General features: G+C 69.3%; 15 protein-coding genes and 1 other RNA gene. 5 read left to right on the top strand and 11 right to left on the bottom strand.

Going from position 1 to position 17,553, the window contains the following annotated elements; all coding sequences use genetic code 11:
- Positions 1-11 precede the first annotated feature (11 nt).
- The 6 genes from fdhD to hrcA form a co-directional block, all read right to left on the bottom strand.
- Positions 12-851 carry a formate dehydrogenase accessory sulfurtransferase FdhD gene (gene fdhD / locus L3V18_RS00670; RefSeq protein WP_237052698.1) on the bottom strand — a complete coding sequence of 280 codons (840 nt, stop codon included), beginning with the start codon at positions 849-851 and terminating at the stop codon, positions 12-14.
- Positions 841-3,195, bottom strand: coding sequence for an FdhF/YdeP family oxidoreductase (locus L3V18_RS00665; RefSeq protein WP_237052697.1), 2,355 nt, complete (start codon positions 3,193-3,195; stop codon positions 841-843). Before L3V18_RS00665 ends, fdhD begins: the two co-directional genes overlap by 11 nt.
- A gap of 96 nt (positions 3,196-3,291) precedes the next feature.
- Positions 3,292-4,416 (bottom strand): molecular chaperone DnaJ, encoded by a 1,125-nt coding sequence (dnaJ, locus tag L3V18_RS00660; RefSeq protein ID WP_237052696.1) that lies wholly within the window; start codon positions 4,414-4,416, stop codon positions 3,292-3,294.
- 134 nt (positions 4,417-4,550) lie between these two features.
- Entirely contained in the window at positions 4,551-6,455 is a 1,905-nt protein-coding gene (dnaK, locus tag L3V18_RS00655) for a molecular chaperone DnaK (protein ID WP_237052695.1), read from the bottom strand.
- A 237-nt stretch (positions 6,456-6,692) separates the two neighbouring features.
- On the bottom strand, positions 6,693-7,223 hold the full coding sequence (grpE, locus tag L3V18_RS00650; RefSeq protein WP_255783553.1) for a nucleotide exchange factor GrpE: 531 nt from the start codon (positions 7,221-7,223) through the stop codon (positions 6,693-6,695).
- A gap of 195 nt (positions 7,224-7,418) precedes the next feature.
- Complete coding sequence (gene hrcA, locus L3V18_RS00645) at positions 7,419-8,483, bottom strand: heat-inducible transcriptional repressor HrcA (RefSeq protein ID WP_237052694.1); 1,065 nt, start codon at positions 8,481-8,483, stop codon at positions 7,419-7,421.
- A gap of 134 nt (positions 8,484-8,617) precedes the next feature.
- Here hrcA and recN point away from each other — a divergent pair, with 134 nt between their 5' ends.
- Positions 8,618-10,285 carry a DNA repair protein RecN gene (recN, locus tag L3V18_RS00640; RefSeq protein WP_237052693.1) on the top strand — a complete coding sequence of 556 codons (1,668 nt, stop codon included), beginning with the start codon at positions 8,618-8,620 and terminating at the stop codon, positions 10,283-10,285.
- Between the two features lie 186 nt (positions 10,286-10,471).
- Here the strand turns inward: recN and fur are convergent, their stop codons facing one another.
- Positions 10,472-10,873 (bottom strand): ferric iron uptake transcriptional regulator, encoded by a 402-nt coding sequence (gene fur, locus L3V18_RS00635; RefSeq protein WP_237052692.1) that lies wholly within the window; start codon positions 10,871-10,873, stop codon positions 10,472-10,474.
- A 239-nt stretch (positions 10,874-11,112) separates the two neighbouring features.
- Between fur and L3V18_RS00630 the strand changes: the two genes are divergently transcribed.
- Positions 11,113-11,517: an outer membrane protein assembly factor BamE gene (locus L3V18_RS00630; RefSeq protein WP_237052691.1), complete on the top strand. Its 405-nt coding sequence runs from the start codon at positions 11,113-11,115 to the stop codon at positions 11,515-11,517.
- A gap of 42 nt (positions 11,518-11,559) precedes the next feature.
- Here the strand turns inward: L3V18_RS00630 and L3V18_RS00625 are convergent, their stop codons facing one another.
- Both L3V18_RS00625 and L3V18_RS00620 read right to left on the bottom strand, forming a co-directional pair.
- A complete protein-coding gene (locus tag L3V18_RS00625) occupies positions 11,560-11,832 on the bottom strand; it encodes an RnfH family protein (RefSeq protein ID WP_237052690.1) in 273 nt (90 codons plus the stop codon).
- The gene (locus L3V18_RS00620) at positions 11,829-12,263 is read right to left on the bottom strand and encodes a type II toxin-antitoxin system RatA family toxin (protein ID WP_237052689.1); all 435 of its coding nucleotides are present in this window, start codon (positions 12,261-12,263) and stop codon (positions 11,829-11,831) included. Before L3V18_RS00620 ends, L3V18_RS00625 begins: the two co-directional genes overlap by 4 nt.
- Before the next feature lie 62 nt (positions 12,264-12,325).
- On the opposite strand from L3V18_RS00620, the gene smpB reads away from it, so the two are divergent.
- Positions 12,326-12,838: an SsrA-binding protein SmpB gene (smpB, locus tag L3V18_RS00615; protein ID WP_237052688.1), complete on the top strand. Its 513-nt coding sequence runs from the start codon at positions 12,326-12,328 to the stop codon at positions 12,836-12,838.
- A gap of 122 nt (positions 12,839-12,960) precedes the next feature.
- Here the strand turns inward: smpB and L3V18_RS00610 are convergent, their stop codons facing one another.
- Positions 12,961-15,186 carry a CHASE domain-containing protein gene (locus L3V18_RS00610; protein WP_237052687.1) on the bottom strand — a complete coding sequence of 742 codons (2,226 nt, stop codon included), beginning with the start codon at positions 15,184-15,186 and terminating at the stop codon, positions 12,961-12,963.
- Positions 15,187-15,324: 138 nt separating this feature from the next.
- Between L3V18_RS00610 and ssrA the strand changes: the two genes are divergently transcribed.
- Positions 15,325-15,679, top strand: a transfer-messenger RNA (tmRNA) gene (gene ssrA / locus L3V18_RS00605).
- Between the two features lie 97 nt (positions 15,680-15,776).
- Here ssrA and L3V18_RS00600 read toward each other — a convergent pair.
- A complete protein-coding gene (locus L3V18_RS00600; protein WP_237052686.1) occupies positions 15,777-16,802 on the bottom strand; it encodes a glucokinase in 1,026 nt (341 codons plus the stop codon).
- A 298-nt stretch (positions 16,803-17,100) separates the two neighbouring features.
- Between L3V18_RS00600 and L3V18_RS00595 the strand changes: the two genes are divergently transcribed.
- The gene (locus L3V18_RS00595) at positions 17,101-17,535 is read left to right on the top strand and encodes an MgtC/SapB family protein (protein WP_237052685.1); all 435 of its coding nucleotides are present in this window, start codon (positions 17,101-17,103) and stop codon (positions 17,533-17,535) included.
- The last annotated feature ends 18 nt before the right edge of the window (positions 17,536-17,553 follow it).

The raw sequence follows: 17,553 nt of genomic DNA, 5'->3' as shown, positions 1-17,553 counted from the left end.
GACGCTCCCTTTCAGGACGGCCGGTCGGCGATGCGCGCCTTCGCCAGGCGTTGAGGATGACTGTAGAGCACGTAGCGCCCCGGCCGTACGAAGCCTGCCAGGGTGAGATTGCCGGCGCGGGCCAGGTCGACGGCGAGCGCGGTCGGCGCCGAAATCGCCGCCAGCATGCCGATCCCGAGGCGGGCCGCCTTGCTCACCATCTCGTAGCTGGCGCGACTGGTGATCATCACGAAGCCGGTGCGCGGATCGATGCCTTCGCGAGCGAGCGCACCGAGCAGCTTGTCCAGTGCGTTGTGGCGACCGACGTCCTCGCGCACCTGGAGGATCCCGCCTGCCGGCGAGGCCCAGGCGGCGGCGTGCATCGCACCGGTGACGGCGTTGAGGGGCTGCCGCTCGGCCAACGCCGCCTGGGCCCGCTCCAGCGCACCGGGGTCGACTGTCGGGCCCTCGGGTACCGGCTCCACCGGTTGCAGCACCTCCTCCAGCCGGCGGCTGCCGCACAGGCCGCATCCGCTGCGCCCCGGCAGCAGACGCGCGTCGCCCGCCTCCGGGCTCACCGCGGCCGGGGCAGCGATCTCGACGATGTAGCCCTCCAGCTGCGCGTGTACCGTCACGCCGTGGATGTCGCCAGGATGGGCGACCCGCCCCTCGCTCAACGAAAAGCCGTACGCGAAGTCCTCCAGGTCGACCGGCGTCGCCATCATCACCGCAAACGCCTCGCCGTTGTAGCGCAGCTCGACCGGCACCTCCTCGGCCAGCCAGTCCTCGCCGCTCTGCCCATCCCCGCCGCCGTGGACGGTGACCGCACGGTGCGCCTGGCCGGGGCGCACGCGTGTGTCGTCAGAGCCCACGGTCGCCTTGCGCCGCGGACGCGGACGCCGACAGCCGCACTGGCACCGACTTGTAGCCGGGCGTGCCCGAACGCGGATCATGGTCGTCGAGCGCGACCAGACCGTTTCCTTCCGGGTAATACATCGCCGCCGAGCCACGCGAGATACCGAACGCCACCGCGACGTAGCCACGTACGCTGCGCCCGTTGGGCATACCGTCCGGACGGCAGGCCTCCACGTCGATGCGGTCGCCCTCGCGCAGGCCACGCTCGGCGAGATCGTCGGGGTTCACGAACACCACGTCGCGACGGCCATGGATTCCGCGGTAGCGGTCGTCGAGGCCGTAGATGGTGGTGTTGTACTGGTCGTGCGAGCGGACCGTGGCCAGCTTCAGCAGGCCGTCGACGGCCGGCGGATCTTCGTCCAGACCGGGTGCCGGCAGGAAGCGCGCCTTGCCGTCGGGGGTGTTCCAGCGCCGCCGCGCGGCGGCGTTGTCGAGATGGAAGCCACCGGGCATCCGGATACGCGCGTTGAAGTCGGCGAAGATCGGGAACACCGCCTCGATGCCGTCGCGGATGCGGTCGTAATCGGCGACCATGCCCTCCCAGTCGACCTTCGACTGCGGCAGCGTCGCCCGCGCCAGCAGCGCGACGATCGCAGGTTCCGACCGCAGGTGTTCCGAGGCCGGCTTCAGCCGGCCCTGCGACGCATGCACCATCGACATCGAGTCCTCCACCGTCACCGACTGCGGCCCGCCGGCCTGGATGTCCAGTTCGGTGCGGCCCAGGCACGGCAGCAGGAAGGCCTGCCGCGCGGGGATCAGATGGGAACGGTTGAGCTTGGTCGCGATGTGCACCGCCAGTTCGAGCTTGCGCATCGCCGGAAAGGTCGCCTGCGGATCGGAGATCGCCACCGCAAGGTTGCCGCCGAGGCAGACCAGGGCCTTCGAGCGTCCTTCGGCGATCGCCTTGACCGCGGCCACCGCGTCGTGCCCATGCGCGGCCGGCGGTTCGAAGCCATAGGTACGGCGGATTCCTTCGAGCAGCGCGGCACCCGGCTTCTCGGTGATGCCGACCGTGCGATCGCCCTGCACGTTGGAATGTCCGCGCAACGGGCAGATACCGGCGCCGGGCTTGCCGATATTGCCGCGCAGCAACAGCAGATTGGCCAGTTGCTGGACGTTCTCGGTGCCGTGTCGGTGCTGGGTGATGCCCATGCCGTAGCAGACGATCACCCGCCCGGCGCTGGCGTAGATCCCGGCCGCGCTCGCGATCTCGTCGCGGGACAGCCCCGAATGGCGCTCGATGGCGTCCCAGGAACTCGCCTGCAGATCGGCCGCCAGCGCCTCGAAGCCCCGCGTGTGCCCGGCGATGAACGGACGATCGAGCAGGCCCTCGCCGCCGTCGGCCAGATCGGCGGCGTCGGCCTCCAGCAGCCATTTCATCATGCCCTTCAGTACCGCCAGGTCGCCACCGATCCGCGGCTTGAAGTAGGTGGAAGCGATCCGCACCGCATGCCCGGTCAGCATCTCGGCCGGATCCTGCGGCGAAACGAACCGCTCCAGCCCGCGCTCGGGCATCGGATTGATCACCACGATCGGCGCGCCGCGCAGCGAGACCCCGCGCAGCGTCGCCAGCATCCTCGGATGGTTGGTACCGGGGTTGTGGCCGATGCAGAACACCGCGTCGGCGTGTTCGAAATCCTCGAGCGAGACCGTACCCTTGCCCACCCCGATCGACTCCGGCAGGCCGGTGCTGGTGGCCTCGTGGCACATGTTCGAGCAGTCGGGAAAATTGTTGCAGCCGTACTCGCGCACGAACAGCTGGTAGAGGAATGCCGCTTCGTTGGAGGTGCGCCCGGAAGTATAGAACTCGGCCATCTCCGGCTTCGGCAATGCGCTCAGGGCGGCGCCGATGCGCGCGGCGGCCTCGTCCCACGAGACCGGCAGGTACTTGTCCCGGGCCGCGTCGTACGCCATCGGATGGGTCAGGCGGCCTTCGTTCTCCAGGTCGTGATCGCTCCAGTCCCACAACTCGGACAGGGTGTGGGCGGCGAAGAATTCCGGCGTCGTGCGCTTGGCGGTGGCCTCCCAGGTCACCGCCTTGGCGCCGTTCTCGCAGAACTCGAAAGAGGACGTGTGGCGCGGGTCGGGCCAGGCGCAACCCGGACAGTCGAAGCCGACCGGCTGGTTGACCCGGTGCAGCGCACCGACCGACCGCGGTATCGCCATCTGCCCGCGGACCGCGCCGGCGACCGCCTTCAGCGCATCCCAGCCGCCGGCTGGACCGTCGTAGGGACGGACGCTGCGGTCGAACTCCGGCGCTTTCGCGGGGATCGTCCCGGGATCCTTCGGGGGAGTCTTCATCCGACGCCTGCGCAATCCTGATGGCCGGCCACCATCATAAACCTCAGGCCGGACGCCGCAGGCCGGGGCGCAGCCGCGACCGGGCTCCCGCCGGAACTACGACACCATCCGGTCCCAGAAGCCCTTGACGCCGTCGAGGAAGGTCGCCGACTTCGGCGAGTGCTTGCGCGCACCTTCGCCGGAGAAGGTCGCCTCGAACTTCTCCAGCAGCTCGCGCTGCTCGGCGGTGAGGTTGACCGGCGTTTCGACCACGACCCGGCAATACAGGTCGCCCTCGCTGCGGCTGCGCACCGACTTCACGCCCTTGCCGCGCAGGCGGAACAGCTTGCCGCTCTGGGTCTCGGCCGGCAGCCGGATCTCGGCATCGCCGTTCAGCGTCGGTACGCGGATGATGTCGCCCAGCGCCGCCTGCGATATCCGGATCGGCACCTCGCAGTGCAGGTCGTCGCCATCGCGCTGGAATATCTCGTGCTCCCTGACCCGCACCTCGACGTAGAGGTCGCCGGGCGCGACCCCGGCCGGCCCCGCCTCGCCTTCGCCGGCCAGGCGGATGCGGTCACCGGTATCGACTCCGGCAGGCACCTTCACCTGCAGGGTCTTGTTGCGCTCGACCCGGCCCTGCCCATGGCAGTCGCCGCACGGGTCGGCGATGGTCTGGCCACGGCCGCCGCAATGCGGACAGGTCTGCTGCATCGAGAAGATGCCGCGCTGGAACCGCACCTGGCCACGACCGCCACAGGTCGTACAGGCCTCGGTCCTGCCGTCGGCCGAACCGCTGCCGCTGCAGGTATCGCAGTTCTCCAGGGTGGGAATCTCGATCTGCCGCTCGACTCCGCCGACCGCCTCTTCCAGGCTCAGCTCCATCACGTAGCCGATGTCGGCGCCGCGGCGCGGTCCGCGCGGACCGGCTCCGCCACCGAAGATGTTGCCGAAGATGTCGCCGAAGATATCGCCCATGTCGGCGTAGCCGGCGCCCGCGCCGCCGCCCATGCCGTGCTCGAACGCGGCGTGGCCGTGCTGGTCGTAGACTCGGCGCTTGTTGGCGTCGGACAGGACCTCGTAGGCCTCCTTGCACTCCTTGAACGCGACCTCGGCCGCTGCGTCACCGGGGTTGCGGTCCGGGTGGTGCTTCATCGCGCAGCGGCGATAGGCCTTCTTCAGGTCCTCCGCCGACGCGTCGCGGCCGACGCCCAGCACTTCGTAGTAGTCACGCTTGCTCATCGTTGTTGCGACTTCCCCCGCTCCGTCGGCATCGGCCGCCACGGACTGTTGATACGACAAGGGTCCGGAGCCGCGGAACGGCCCCGAACCCCTGTGGCGACCCCGCCGGATTCATGCCAGAGGGGCCGGCCGGCTTACTTGTTGTCGTCCTTGACCTCGGTGAACTCGGCATCGACGACGTCGTCGCCCGCCGTCCCCGGCGCAGCGCCACCGTCCGCCGGCTGGCCCTGGGTGGCGGCGAGCAGCGCCTGCGCGGCTTCCTCCAGCGCCTTCGACTTGGCCTCGATCTGGCCCTTGTCGTCGCCCTTCATCGCGGTTTCGAGCTCGGCGATGGCGGTCTCGGCGCGCGCGATCGCCTCGCCCGGCAGCTTCTCGCCGTGCTCCTTGATCGTGCTGCGGGCCATGTGGATCAGGCCGTCGGCCTGGTTGCGGGCCTGCACCAGCTCGTGGAACTTCTTGTCCTCCTCGCGGTTGGCCTCCGCGTCGGCGACCATCTTCGCGATCTCGTCCTCGGACAGGCCCGAGCCGGCCTTGATCTCGACCTTCTGTTCCTTGCCGGTCTTCTTGTCCTTCGCGGTCACGTGGACGATGCCGTTGGCGTCGATGTCGAACGACACCTCGATCTGCGGCATGCCGCGCGGCGCGGCGTCGATGCCGGCCAGGTCGAAGCGGGCCAGCGACTTGTTGAAGCGGGCCTGTTCGCGCTCGCCCTGCAGCACGTGCACGGTCACCGCGGACTGGTTGTCTTCGGCGGTCGAGAAGGTCTGCGACGCCTTGGTCGGCACCGTGGTGTTCTTCTCGATGATCTTGGTGAACACGCCGCCCAGGGTCTCGATGCCCAGGCTCAGCGGGGTCACGTCGAGCAGCAGCACGTCCTTGACGTCGCCGGCGAGCACGCCACCCTGGATCGCCGCGCCCAGCGCCACCGCCTCATCGGGGTTGACGTCCTTGCGCGGCTCCTTGCCGAAGAACTCGGCAACGGCCTGCTGGACCTTCGGCATGCGGGTCTGGCCGCCGACCAGGATCACCTCGCTGATGTCGCTCGCGCGCAGGCCGGCGTCGTTCAGCGCGGTGCGGCACGGCTCGATGGTCTTGCGGACCAGGTCCTCGACCAGCGACTCGAGCTTGGCCCGGGTCAACTTGATGTTCAGGTGCTTCGGACCGGAAGCATCGGCAGTCACGTAGGGCAGGTTGACCTCGGTCTGCTGCGACGAGGACAGCTCGATCTTGGCGCGCTCGGCCGCGTCCTTCAGGCGCTGCAGAGCCAGCGGGTCCTTGCGCAGGTCGATGCCCTGGTCCTTCTGGAACTCTTCGACCAGATAGTCGATCACGCGCTTGTCGAAGTCCTCGCCGCCGAGGAAGGTGTCGCCGTTGGTCGACAGCACCTCGACCTGCATCTCGCCGTCGACCGAGGCGATCTCGATGATCGACACGTCGAAGGTGCCGCCGCCGAGGTCGTACACGGCCACCTTGCGGTCGCCGCCCTTCTTGTCCATGCCGTAGGCCAGCGCGGCCGCGGTCGGCTCGTTGATGATGCGCTTGACCTCAAGGCCGGCGATCCGGCCGGCGTCCTTGGTCGCCTGGCGCTGGCTGTCGTTGAAGTATGCAGGCACCGTGATCACCGCCTCGGTGACGGTCTCGCCCAGATAGGCCTCGGCGGTCTTCTTCATCTTGGTCAGCACTTCGGCCGAGATCTGCTGCGGCGCCATCTTCTTGCCGTCGACGGTCTGCACCCAGGCATCGCCGTTGTCGTGCTGGACGATCCCGTACGGGACCAGGCCGATGTCCTTCTGGACCTCGGCATCGCCGTACTTGCGGCCGATCAGGCGCTTGACCGCGAAGAAGGTGTTCTTGGGATTGGTGACGGCCTGGCGCTTGGCCGAGGCACCGACCAGGACCTCGCCGTCCTTGGTATACGCGACGATCGACGGTGTGGTGCGGTCGCCCTCGGCGTTCTCGATAACCTTGGCGCTGCCGCCTTCCATGATCGCCACGCACGAGTTGGTCGTGCCCAGATCGATACCGATGATCTTGCCCATGGTGCTGTTCCCTCTCTGAATGCTGTTGCTGTTGCGTATCCGGTGAGCCGGGAGGACTCGGCCTCCGGGCGGGCGGCCGCGCCGCCGATGTCTGCTATCTGGGGTTTCCTGCGTCCCCTTCAAGGGGGCGGGAGCGCCCGTTTGCCGACCATTGCTCCGCCCTCGACCGATGCCTGACGCCGCTCCGGAAAACCGGACGGACCGGGTAACCACCGGGGCTGGACGGCGGCCGCGGCTTCAGTCGTGGCGGCTGACCACGACCAGCGCCGGGCGCAGCAGGCGGTCGTTGAGCAGCCAGCCCTTCTGGTAGACCTGGACCACCTGGCCGGGCGCGTACTCGCGGCTCTCGACCATGCTCATCGCCTGGTGGTGGTCGGGATTGAAGGCCTCACCGACCGGATCGACCGCGGTCAAGCCGTTGTCGGCCACGACCTTGAGCAGTTGCTTCAGGGTCAGCTCCATGCCCTGGCGCAGGTGATCGGCGGTGTCGCCTTCGACATTCAGGCCGGCCTCCAGGCTGTCGATCACCGGCAGCAGCTCCGCCAGCAGCTTCTCGTTGGCGAACCTGCGGGCGGTGTCGACCTCGCGCGCCATCCGCTTGCGCTGGTTCTCGAGTTCGGCGCGCTCGCGCAGCGATTCGTCGCGCAACGCGGTCAGTTCGGCCCGGGCTTCCTCCAGCTCGATCGCGAGCCGGGCGTGGGCGTCGTTGTCGTCGGCGCTCATGGCCATGTCCTGTTCGGTATCGTCCTGGTGCGGTGCTGTGGTCATCGGCTTGCTCTGTCCCCTGCGTTCTGGCGGTTGGCTCGCGGGCCTGGGTGAACCACGGGCGACGGGCGCCCGCGACACGGCCAGCAATGGGGACGCGATCGCAGGATTCAAGCAATCCCCGTCGAGCTGCCGGGCGGGTGCCCGATTCAGACTGAAATCCCAGACTGCGATCCGTTGCCGGGCGCCGGCGGCCGCTCAGGCCGGGTCGATGGAGAACGCGTCCCCGAGCACGTCGGCCGCGGCCTGCACCACCGGGATCACCCGCTCGTAGGCCATCCGGCTGGGCCCGATCACCCCGAGCACGCCCAGCACCTGCCCTCCGGCTGCATAGGGCGCGGTCACCAGCGACATGCCCTCCAGCGGCGCCAGCCCGGTTTCCTCGCCGATGAATATCCGCATCCCCGGCGCCCGGATCGTGCGCTCGAGCAGCTGCAGGATCTCGCGCTTGCGCGAAAACGCATCGAAAAGCTCGCGCAGACGATCGAGGTCGGCCAGCTCCTGCACCCCCATCAGCCGGGTCTGCCCGGCCAGCACCATGTCGTCCTGCCCTGGCACCAGCACCTGCTCGGCCAGTTCGATCGAGCGCGCCAGCAAGCTCTCCATCTCGTTGCGCGCGCTCTTGAGCTCGCGCAGCAGGGCGGCGCGGATGTCGGCCAGCGCACGGCCGGCGAACTGGCCGTTGAGATAGTTGGCGACCTGCTCCAGTTCGCCCGCGTCGAACGGCCGCCGGGTCTGGATGATCCGGTTCTGCACCTCGTTGTCGGCGAACACCAGGATCGCCAGTACCCGCTGATTGTCGTGCTGGGTATCGAGCGGGACGAAGTCGATCCGGCGGAACGCGAACTGCTCGCGCCGCGGCAGGCTGACTACGCCGACGAAGTGGGTCATCGCCGACAGCAGTTCCGACGCGCTGCCCAGCAGCGCCTGGGTGCCGGAGCCGGCCGGCAGCTCGCTGCGCAGGCGCGCCAGCTCACCCTCCGGCAGCGGCTTGACCTGCAGCAGAGAGTCGACGAACAGCCGATAGCCCTGCGCGGTCGGCACCCGCCCGGCCGAGGTGTGCGGCGCGCTGAGCAGGCCCGCCTCCTCGAGATCGGCGAGGATGTTGCGGATCGTCGCCGGGCTGACCGCCAGTCCGGCGTGGCGCGCGAGGGTCTGCGAACCGACCGGCTCGCCGTCGCGGATGTAACGGCCTATCAGCGTCCGCAGGAGCTGCCTGGCCCGGGGGTCGAGATCGGCGGAGTCGGTGGGATGACGGGCCATGTGACGGATATAAGCGCCGTCGGCGGCGGGCGCAAGTCCGGCCGCCCCCGCCCTGGCCGCCCACCGGCGCGTCCGTCGCCCGCATCCGGCCGGCACCGCGAACGAGCGGCCGACAAGCCGTAGAATCCCCGCCCATGCTGACCCATCTGTCCATCAAGCAGTTCGCCGTCGTCGACAGTGCCGAGCTCGAGTTCGGCCCCGGCATGACCGTGATCTCGGGCGAAACCGGCGCCGGCAAGTCGCTGCTGGTGGATGCGCTGGGACTCATCTGCGGGCTGCGCGCCGACAGCGGCGTGGTCCGCCACGGCGCCGACCGCGCCGAGCTGGCGGCAGGGTTCGCCCTGGCCGACGCGCCGTCGGCCCGCGCATGGCTCCATGAAAACGACCTCGACGAGGATGACGCCTGCCAGATCCGCAGGGTGGTCCGTGCCGACGGCGGCTCGCGTGCTTGGATCAACGGGCGCCCTGCCACCGTCGGCCAACTGACCGAGCTGACCGGATTGCTGGTCGAGATCCACGGCCAGCACGAGCAGCAGGCCCTGCTTGCCCGCTCCAGCCAGCTCTCGCTGCTGGACGCGTTCGGCCGTACCGACGCCGAACGGAGCGCGGTCGCCGACGCGGCGAGACGCTGGAGCGCGCTGCTGGCCGAGCGCGAAGCCCTGTCCGCGCAGGGCGACGTCTCCGACCGCATCGACTGGCTGGAGCACCAGTTCGCCGAGCTCGAACGCGAGGAACTGGAACCGGCGGCGCTCGACCAGCTGGCCACCGACCATCGTCGCCAGGCCCATGCCGCCGACCTGATCGCCGCGTGCGACGGCGCCCTCGCCCAGCTGAGCGGCGACGACCTGCCGTCCCCGGTCGGCATCGTCGAGCAGATCCGCGGCTCGCTGCAGCGGATGCGCGAGCACGAACCCCGGCTCGACGAGGTCGACGGCATGCTCGACGCCGCGACGATCCAGCTCGACGAGGCACAGACCCTGCTCGACCGCATCCGCAGCGACCTCGACATCGACCCGGCGGCGTTCCAGGCCCTCGACCAGCGCCTCGGGCGCCTGCACGACCTGGCCCGCAAGCACCGCGTCCCGCCCGAGCACCTGCTGGCCCGGCGGCAGGAGATCGCTACCGAACTGGACGGCCTGCGCGGCGCCGGCGAACGGCTGCGGGCGCTCGACGCCGAGATCGACGCGGCGCGCGGGGCCTGGCAAAAGGCCGCCGACGTGCTCGGAGCGCGTCGTCGCGAAGCCGCTGCCGCACTGTCCGCGGAAACCACCGCATTGATAGGAGAGCTCGGGATGGATGCGGGCCGCTTCGAGATCGCGATCGACGCCATCGAAGAGGTCCGCCCGGATCCGCAGGGCGCCGAACGTGTCGAGTTCATGGTCGCCGCCAACCCCGGGCAGCCGGCGCGGCCGCTGCGCAAGGTGGCCTCCGGTGGCGAACTGTCGCGGGTTTCGCTGGCGATCGAGGTCGCGGCGCTGGGCTTGGACGCAGTGCCGACGATGGTGTTCGACGAAGTCGATTCCGGCATCGGTGGCGCGGTCGCCGATATCGTCGGCCGCAAGCTGCGCGCGCTTGGGGCGCGTCGTCAGGTGCTCTGCGTGACCCACCTGCCCCAGGTCGCCGCCCAGGGCCACGCCCACTACCGGGTCAGCAAGGCCGCCGCGGCCGGTATCACCCAGAGCGAGGTGCGCCCCCTGCGGGCGGGAGAACGCGAGGACGAACTGGCGCGGATGCTAGGCGGCGCCGAGCTGACCCGCGAAGCCCGCGCCGCCGCACGCCGCCTGCTCGCCGACGTGGAGTGAGGCGCTAGGACCCGGCCGCGGTCCGGATCGGGAGCGCCGTAGCAACGAACGGCCCGATGTCGCCCTCCAGCGGCGGTCCGAAGCGGCGGGACATGGCAGCGGACCGGACGAGCGCCTGCTGGAGAAAACCGTTCCGTGCAACCGGGCCGCCGATGGTTCGCCTCGCGGCCCGCGGACTGTCGCCGCTCAGCGTTTCTTGCGCACGTAGAGCACCAGCGAATGCTCTTCGATCTCGTAACCGTGCTTGGCGGCGATCTTGTGCTGGAGCTCCTCGATCTCCTCGCTCTCGAACTCGATGATCTTGCCGGTATCGATGTCGACCATGTGGTCGTGGTGATGGCCGCGGTCGAGCTCGTAGACCGACTGCCCCGACTCGAAGTTGTGCTTGAGCACCAGGCCGGCCGCCTCGAACTGGGTCAGCACCCGGTACACCGTCGCCAGGCCGATGTCCTCGCCGTTCGACATCAAATGGCGGTAGATGTCCTCGGCGGTCATGTGCCGCGGCTTGGCGGTCTCCAGCAGTTCGAGGATGCGCATCCGCGGGTGGGTGACCTTGAGGCCGGCATTGCGCAGTTCTTGCGATTCCATAAGGGCTCCGGATTTGACTCGGCGGGGCAATGCCTCGGCGACCCGGCGAAGCGTACCGCCCGGGACGTATCGACGCGATGGCAAGGGTCGGCGCGGTCCCTGCGGGCCCGTTCGGCTGGCATCGAAAAGCGGGGGGCAACGTCCGATGAACGCCCACCCGCCGCCGCCGCGTCGCGACGGCTTCAGTGTATCATCGGCGCGTCCCCAGCAAGCCGTGAACGCACACCGTGAAATACCCGATGCGCAAGCTCCTGCCCATGCTCCTGGTTTCCACGATCGCCACCGCGACGGCGTCCGGCTGCGGCGTGATGTACCGCCAGCCGATCTACCAGGGCAACCTGCTGGAGTCTTCCGCCGTCGAGCAGCTCCAGCCCGGGATGAGCAAGCAGCAGGTCATGACCCTGCTCGGCTCGCCGTCGATCCGCGATCCGTTCAGCCCCGATCGCTGGGACTACGCGGCAAGCCAGCGCGTCGGCCGCCTCGCCCGCACCGAGACCAAGAACCTGACCCTGTACTTCGAGGGCGACAGCCTGGCCCGCTGGGAAGGCGACTATTTCGGCGAGCAGGACGAGCAACTGGCGCGCGATACCGTCCAGCAATTCGGCCCCAACCTGGCCAAGGACAAGGACAAGCGCGGCCGCTGACGGCCGCCATCCGCGGCTACCCCGAACTGACCGCGATTCGCCTCAGCGAGGCTTCCTGAGCGGCCGGGCCTCGGCCCGCCGCCGCCGCGCCTCCTTCGGATCGAGGGTCAACGCGCGCAACAGCTCCAGTCGGTCGCCGTCGCGCAACTGCGTGGCCGGCGCCGCGCGCCGGCCATGGATCGAATAGCCGGCGACCTCCTCCAGCGACGCCCACCCCGCCGCGGCCAGCGCATCGGCCACGCACGCCCCCTCGGGCAGCTCGACCCGGACGCTATCGGACCGCCGCGGCCATGCCCGCAGCAGCTCGATCTTCATGCCGCCTCCTCGCGGTCGGCGACGCGTACGAAATCGTCGACCATGCGATCGGCCAGCCCCTGGAACCCGAGCGTGAACGCAGGCGTCAGCAGCTTCATCGACGGCTCGAAGTCCAGCGTCAGCGTGACCTTGCAGGCCGACTCGTCGAGAGCATGGAATTCCCAACGCCCGCTCAGGCGCCGGAACGGGCCATCGACCAGCACCATGTCGATGTGATGCGGCGGCGACAGCGTGTTCTCGGTTGTGAACCAGGTGCGCAGGCCGGCCAGGCCAAGGTCCAGCCGGGCGATCACCCGGGCGTCGTCGGCGGCGATGACCTCGGCCGCCTCGCACCAGTCGAAACGGCGCGGATAGGCGGCCACGTCGTTGACCAGGTCGAACATGCGTCGGGTCGAGTGCTCGACCAGGGCGGAGCGGCGTATCGTCGTCATGCAGCCGTTTGGTGGGTCGGGCCGGGTCGCCCATCGCCCCCGCAATCAGGGACAATGTCGCGATGGCAAAGAAAACCAACAACAAGGCCGGCAAGGATAAAGGAAAGGGCGGTGCCGGCGGCACCATTGCCCTGAACAAGCGCGCGCGCCACGAGTACCACCTCGAACAGCGCTTCGAGGCGGGGCTGTCGCTGCAGGGCTGGGAACTGAAGGCGATCCGCGCCGGCCGCGCCAACATCGGCGAGAGCTATGCGGTGATCCGTCATGGCGAGATGTTCCTGTTCGGCGCCCAGATCACCCCGCTGATCTCGGCCTCGACCCATGTCGTCGCCGAGGAGCGGCGTACCCGCAAACTGCTGCTGCACCGCCAGGAGATCGACACCCTGATCGGCCGGGTCGAACGCGAAGGCTATACGCTGATCCCGACCGCGCTCTACTGGAAGGGCAACAAGGTCAAGGCCGAACTGGCGCTGGCCAAGGGCAAGCAGCAGCACGACAAGCGCGCGGCGAGCAAGGAGCGCGACTGGGCCCGCGAGAAGCAGCGGGTGCTGCGTCAGCACAACCGCGACGCGTAGCTTCGGATCGCCCGGGACTCCGGGACGGCTCGAGAGTCCCGGCACCGGTCTGCGCGTTCCCTCCCGTTCGCGCGATTGACGCGGATGGCCTTCGCAGGGACGGACTCGCGCAGAGCCGATCGTCAGACGCCGTCTTCGGCGGCCGGCGCCTCGTCGGGCAGGCTGAAGTAGAAGATCGCGCCCCCGTCGACCCTGCCCTCGGCGCGTATCGAGCCGCCGTGGCGCTCGACGATGCGCTTGACCGACGCAAGGCCGATACCGTGCCCGGCGAACTCGTCCTGCCCATGCAGTCGCTGGAACGGGCGGAACAGCTTGCCGGCATATTCCTGCGGGAAACCCGCGCCGTTGTCGCGCACGAAGAACTCGTCCACCCCGCCAGGCCCACTCCGGCGTCCGATCTCGATCCGCGGTGCCTCGCGGCCGGCGCTGAACTTGATCGCGTTGCCGATCAGGTTCGACAGCAGGTTGCGCAGCAGCGGAGCATCGCCCCAGGCACGCAGGCCGGGAGCGATCTCCACCTGCAGGCGCGGATGCTGTTCGTCCGCCTGCAGCTCGTCGACGACCTCCCGAGCCAGCTGGCTGAGGTCGACCGGTCCGGGGTTGATCGCGACCCGGCTCAGCCGCGACATGGTCAGCAGCGCGTCGATCAGGTCGGCCATCCGTCCGGTAGCGGCACGTACCCGTCCCAGGTACGCGCGGCCGGCGTCATTCAGGCGGTCGCCGTACTGCTCGGCCAGCACACGACTGAAGCCGTCGATCGCGCGCAGCGGCGCACGCAGGTCGTGGGAGATGCTGTAGGCGAACGATTCCAGCTCCTGGTTCGCCTGGCTGAGCTCGCGCGTGCGCGCCATCACCCTCGCCTCCAGGGTGCGGTTGAGCGCATGCACGCGGGCCTCGGCGAGTATCCGTTCGGTCACGTCCTCGGCCTGCACCAGGCCGCGCACGTCCTGGCCGATATTGCCCGGGATGCGCGCGCAGGTGAGCTGCACGTGCCGCGGCAGATCTCCGGCGCGGTGCAGCCGCCGGGTCGCGCGCTTCACCAGGTCCGCCCCCGGCTCGTCGCCGGCCAGCCACTCCTTCAGGTCCGGCCCCTCGTCTTCGAACAGTGACTCGAAATCCACGCCGGCCAGGCTGCCCGGTTCGAGACCGACGATCCGGCCGAGCGCGGGGTTGGCCTCGACGATGCTGCCGTCGCTGTCGAGCAGGGCCTTGCCGATCGCCGAGTACTGCATCGCGGTGCGGAAGCGCTCCTCGCTGCGCTTGTAGTCCTCGGTCATCAGGCGGGCGATCTGGCGCGCGCGCCGCTCGGTGCGCGCCAGCGCCCAGACGATCGTCGACAGCAGGATCGATGCGAAGATGCCCAGCGCGAGCGCGCTGTAGAGATTGCGCAGGCGCGGGATCGCCCGCCCTGAAGGCACCGACTCGAACTCCATTTGCCAACGCCGCCCGAACTGTTCCAGCACGACCTGATGGACGAATGCCGGCTGTTCTTCCGCAGCCTCGGCGGAAGGCCCCGATGCATAGACCGGCACCGCCTTGCCCTGGCTGACGTCGTGGATCGAGAAACGCCGGACCATCGGTTCGGCGCCCAGCGTCGACTCGACGAAGTGATCCACGTAGAACGGCGCATAGACCCAGCCCCGCATCGCGTCGCGCCGCGCCGCCGGCGTCCTCAGGATCGCGCCATTGCGGTATATCGGCACGTAGAGCAGCAGGCCAGGCGGCGAGCCCTCCGGATCGCCGAGCAGATGGACCGGCCCGGACATCTGGGTGGTGCCGCTCTCCATCGCCCGCGACATCGCCCGGTGACGGGCCGCGTCCGACATCATGTCGTAGCCGACCGCGGCGACGTTCACCGGCGTCCGCGGCTCGAGATACAGCACCGGACCATAGAAGCGGCGGGTGCCGCGGGGAAACACGTCCAGCAGCCCGTAACCGGCGTCCTTCCATTCCAGTTGCAGGTCGGGCAGGCGCGAATGCGGGACGTACGCGGCGTAGCCCAGCCCCGACATCGACGGAAACCGCCCGCCCAGCCTCATGCCCTCGGCATACGCCTGCCACTGCAGCGGCGTGGGCCGGTCGACGCTGGCGAACAGCGCGGCACCGCCCTTGAGCACGATCTCGTAGTTCTCCAGCCGGGCGTCGATCGCGCCGGCGACATCGCTGGTGATCGCGACGAACTCCGTCTCCGCCGCCCGCGTCTCCTTCTCGCGGGCGTACTCCCAGGCGCCGAAGGTCACCAGCAGCGAGAACACCAGCACGCCGAGAGCGAGCACGTGGCCGCGCCGCAGCGACATCGGCCTGTCGTCGCCGCTGGCAGCCTGCAACCGGGCCCCTGGATCGCTCATCCATGCAGGATACCGTGTCGCCGACGCAGGCCGTCAGCCGTGGCGGCGGCATGAACGGAACGCCGGAGCCGGAACGCCCGCCCATTGCCTTGGCGCCGGCCGCCCCTATACTGGCTGCGACAGGTTTTTCATGTCCCCGGGGGTGCACTGGCTTCGACGGGGGTCGCGAAATCGCCTGGCGCATGTCGAGGGGGTAGCTTTCCTCGTAAATCCAGCTGCAAAACTCATAGTTGCCAACGACGACAACTACGCTCTGGCCGCTTAAGGCCTAAGCCCCGAAACTGCCTGTGTCCGTGCTCGCAGCGTAGGGTCATCATCACGGAATCGCCGGGGGCCGCCGCCCGTCAGCCCCCGGTCAAACCAAAACGGGCTGGTCCGCCGATGCGCTTTGTGCGCCGTGCTGTCGGCAGACGAGATTCAACGGAGCACTAAACATGTAGTGCCGGGGATGGAGTGCCTTCGGACGGCGGTTCGATTCCGCCCACCTCCACCAATCGACAAAAGCCCCCGCCAGGAATGGCGGGGGCTTTTCCGTTCGTTCGCTGGCAACTCTCCATCGGCAGCCAGACAGGTCGCCGCGGTCCGGCGATTCAGTCAGCCGGAAGGTGCTCCATGTACCAGGACGCGGCGCCCTGCAGACCGAGCTGACCGTGTTCGACCAGGTGCACCGGCACGCGCCTGAGCACCTCGCCCATCACGCCCTTGTCGACGAAGCGCGCGGCGAAATCGCTGGCGAGCAGGAAGTCGGCGATCTGCGCGGGAATGCCCCCGGCCAGGTAGACCGCCTTCGCACCGAAGGTGAGCGCGAGGTCGCCGGCGACACTGCCGAGCACATTGCAGAACATCGACAGCGCCTCGACCGCCTGCGGATCGCACCCCTGTTGAGCGGCGGCGGTGATCGCGGCCGGCTCCTGCAGACGGGCAGCCACGCCGTCGATCCCGCACAGCGCCTGATAGGTGTTGAGCAGGCCGGGGCCGGACAGCATGCGCTCGTTGCCGACGTGGCTCCAGCGGCGCATGAACACCGCAAGCACCTCCAGTTCATGGGCGCTGCGCACCGACAGCGCAGCGTGTCCGGCTTCTGTCGGCACTACCAGCGGCGGCCGCCCGGGAACCCGCACCGAGGCGCCGAAGCCGGTACCGGGGCCGATCACCAGCGCCGGCCCCGGCTCGGTGGTCCTGTCCGGACCGCTGACCAGCCGCGCCCGGCCCAGATCGATGCTCGGCACCGCCCAGGCCATCGCCTCGAAGTCGTTGATCAGGCGCAGGCTGTTCAAACCGGCCGCGGCGACGGTCGCACTGACCGACACCGACCATGGCAGGTTCGCGTGCACGAGCGTGTCGCCGACCAGAAGGCCCGCGATCGCCACCGTCGCGTCCGCCTGCGGGCCGATTCCGGCCTCGTCGACGAAGGTGCGAAGAATCGCCGCCAGATCGGGAAAGTCGGCGCAGTCGTAGCGGCGATAGTCGGCCAGCCGCACTGTCGCCGGCACCGCGACCGGCTCCACCCGCGCCACCCGCGCATGGGTGCCGCCAACGTCGGCGGCGATCAGCGGGCGGGGATTGACAGCCGCAACCGGCTTGCCGATGCCTTCGGGCCGCCCCTTCAACCCCATCGCCCCCGCAGAGGATCAGCCGCGTCTGCCGACGGCGACGTGGAAGACGGGAGCGGACACCGGGCGGACCACGCCGAGGCGCCGGACCCGTGGTGATGAACGATGCTGCGTCCGGTACACATCGGCTTCTGGCCTTGCATTCGATGACTAGGAAAGGTCCGCCATAGTAACGCCAGCGGCCCCGATTGGCCCGGACCGCCTGCCTTCCGCCGTCGCCGGCGGTCCCGAAGAACGGCCGGCCCGCGGCCGGTTGACCTGGCCTGCACGTTCGCGGTCGCAAGCTGCGCCGATGGACTGGATGTCGCAAGCCATCGCGCTGGGCAACGTCGGCATCGCCATGGTGCTCGGAGGGCTCATCGGCTATGAGCGCGAATTGAAGGACCGGCCCGCCGGGTTCCGGACCCACATGCTGGTCGGCGCGGCCGCGGCCCTGCTGCTGGGTGTGGGCCGCCTCGTCCTCGATGGCGATGCCTTTCCGCTGTCGGGCGCGACCCTGCAGGTCGACCCGTTGAGGCTGATCGAAGCGGTGGTGGCGGGCGTTGCGTTCATCGGCGCCGGCACCATCTTCGCTCGGCGCTCGGACGGTGCGATCGCCGGCATCACGACAGCGGCATCCCTGTTGATGGTCGCGGTGATCGGAGTGGCCTGCGGTCTGGGCTTCCATCTGCTCGGCATCGCGGCCACCCTGTTGACGCTGGTGGTGTTGACGATCCTCAGGGCCCTGGAACGCTGAGGGTGGGTGGATGCCGCT

Source organism: Marilutibacter chinensis (assembly GCF_021725675.1).
In the GTDB taxonomy this organism is placed as follows: domain Bacteria; phylum Pseudomonadota; class Gammaproteobacteria; order Xanthomonadales; family Xanthomonadaceae; genus Marilutibacter; species Marilutibacter chinensis.
Note: the sequence above shows the minus strand (reverse complement) of the source record. Positions and strands in the feature narration are given on the sequence as shown.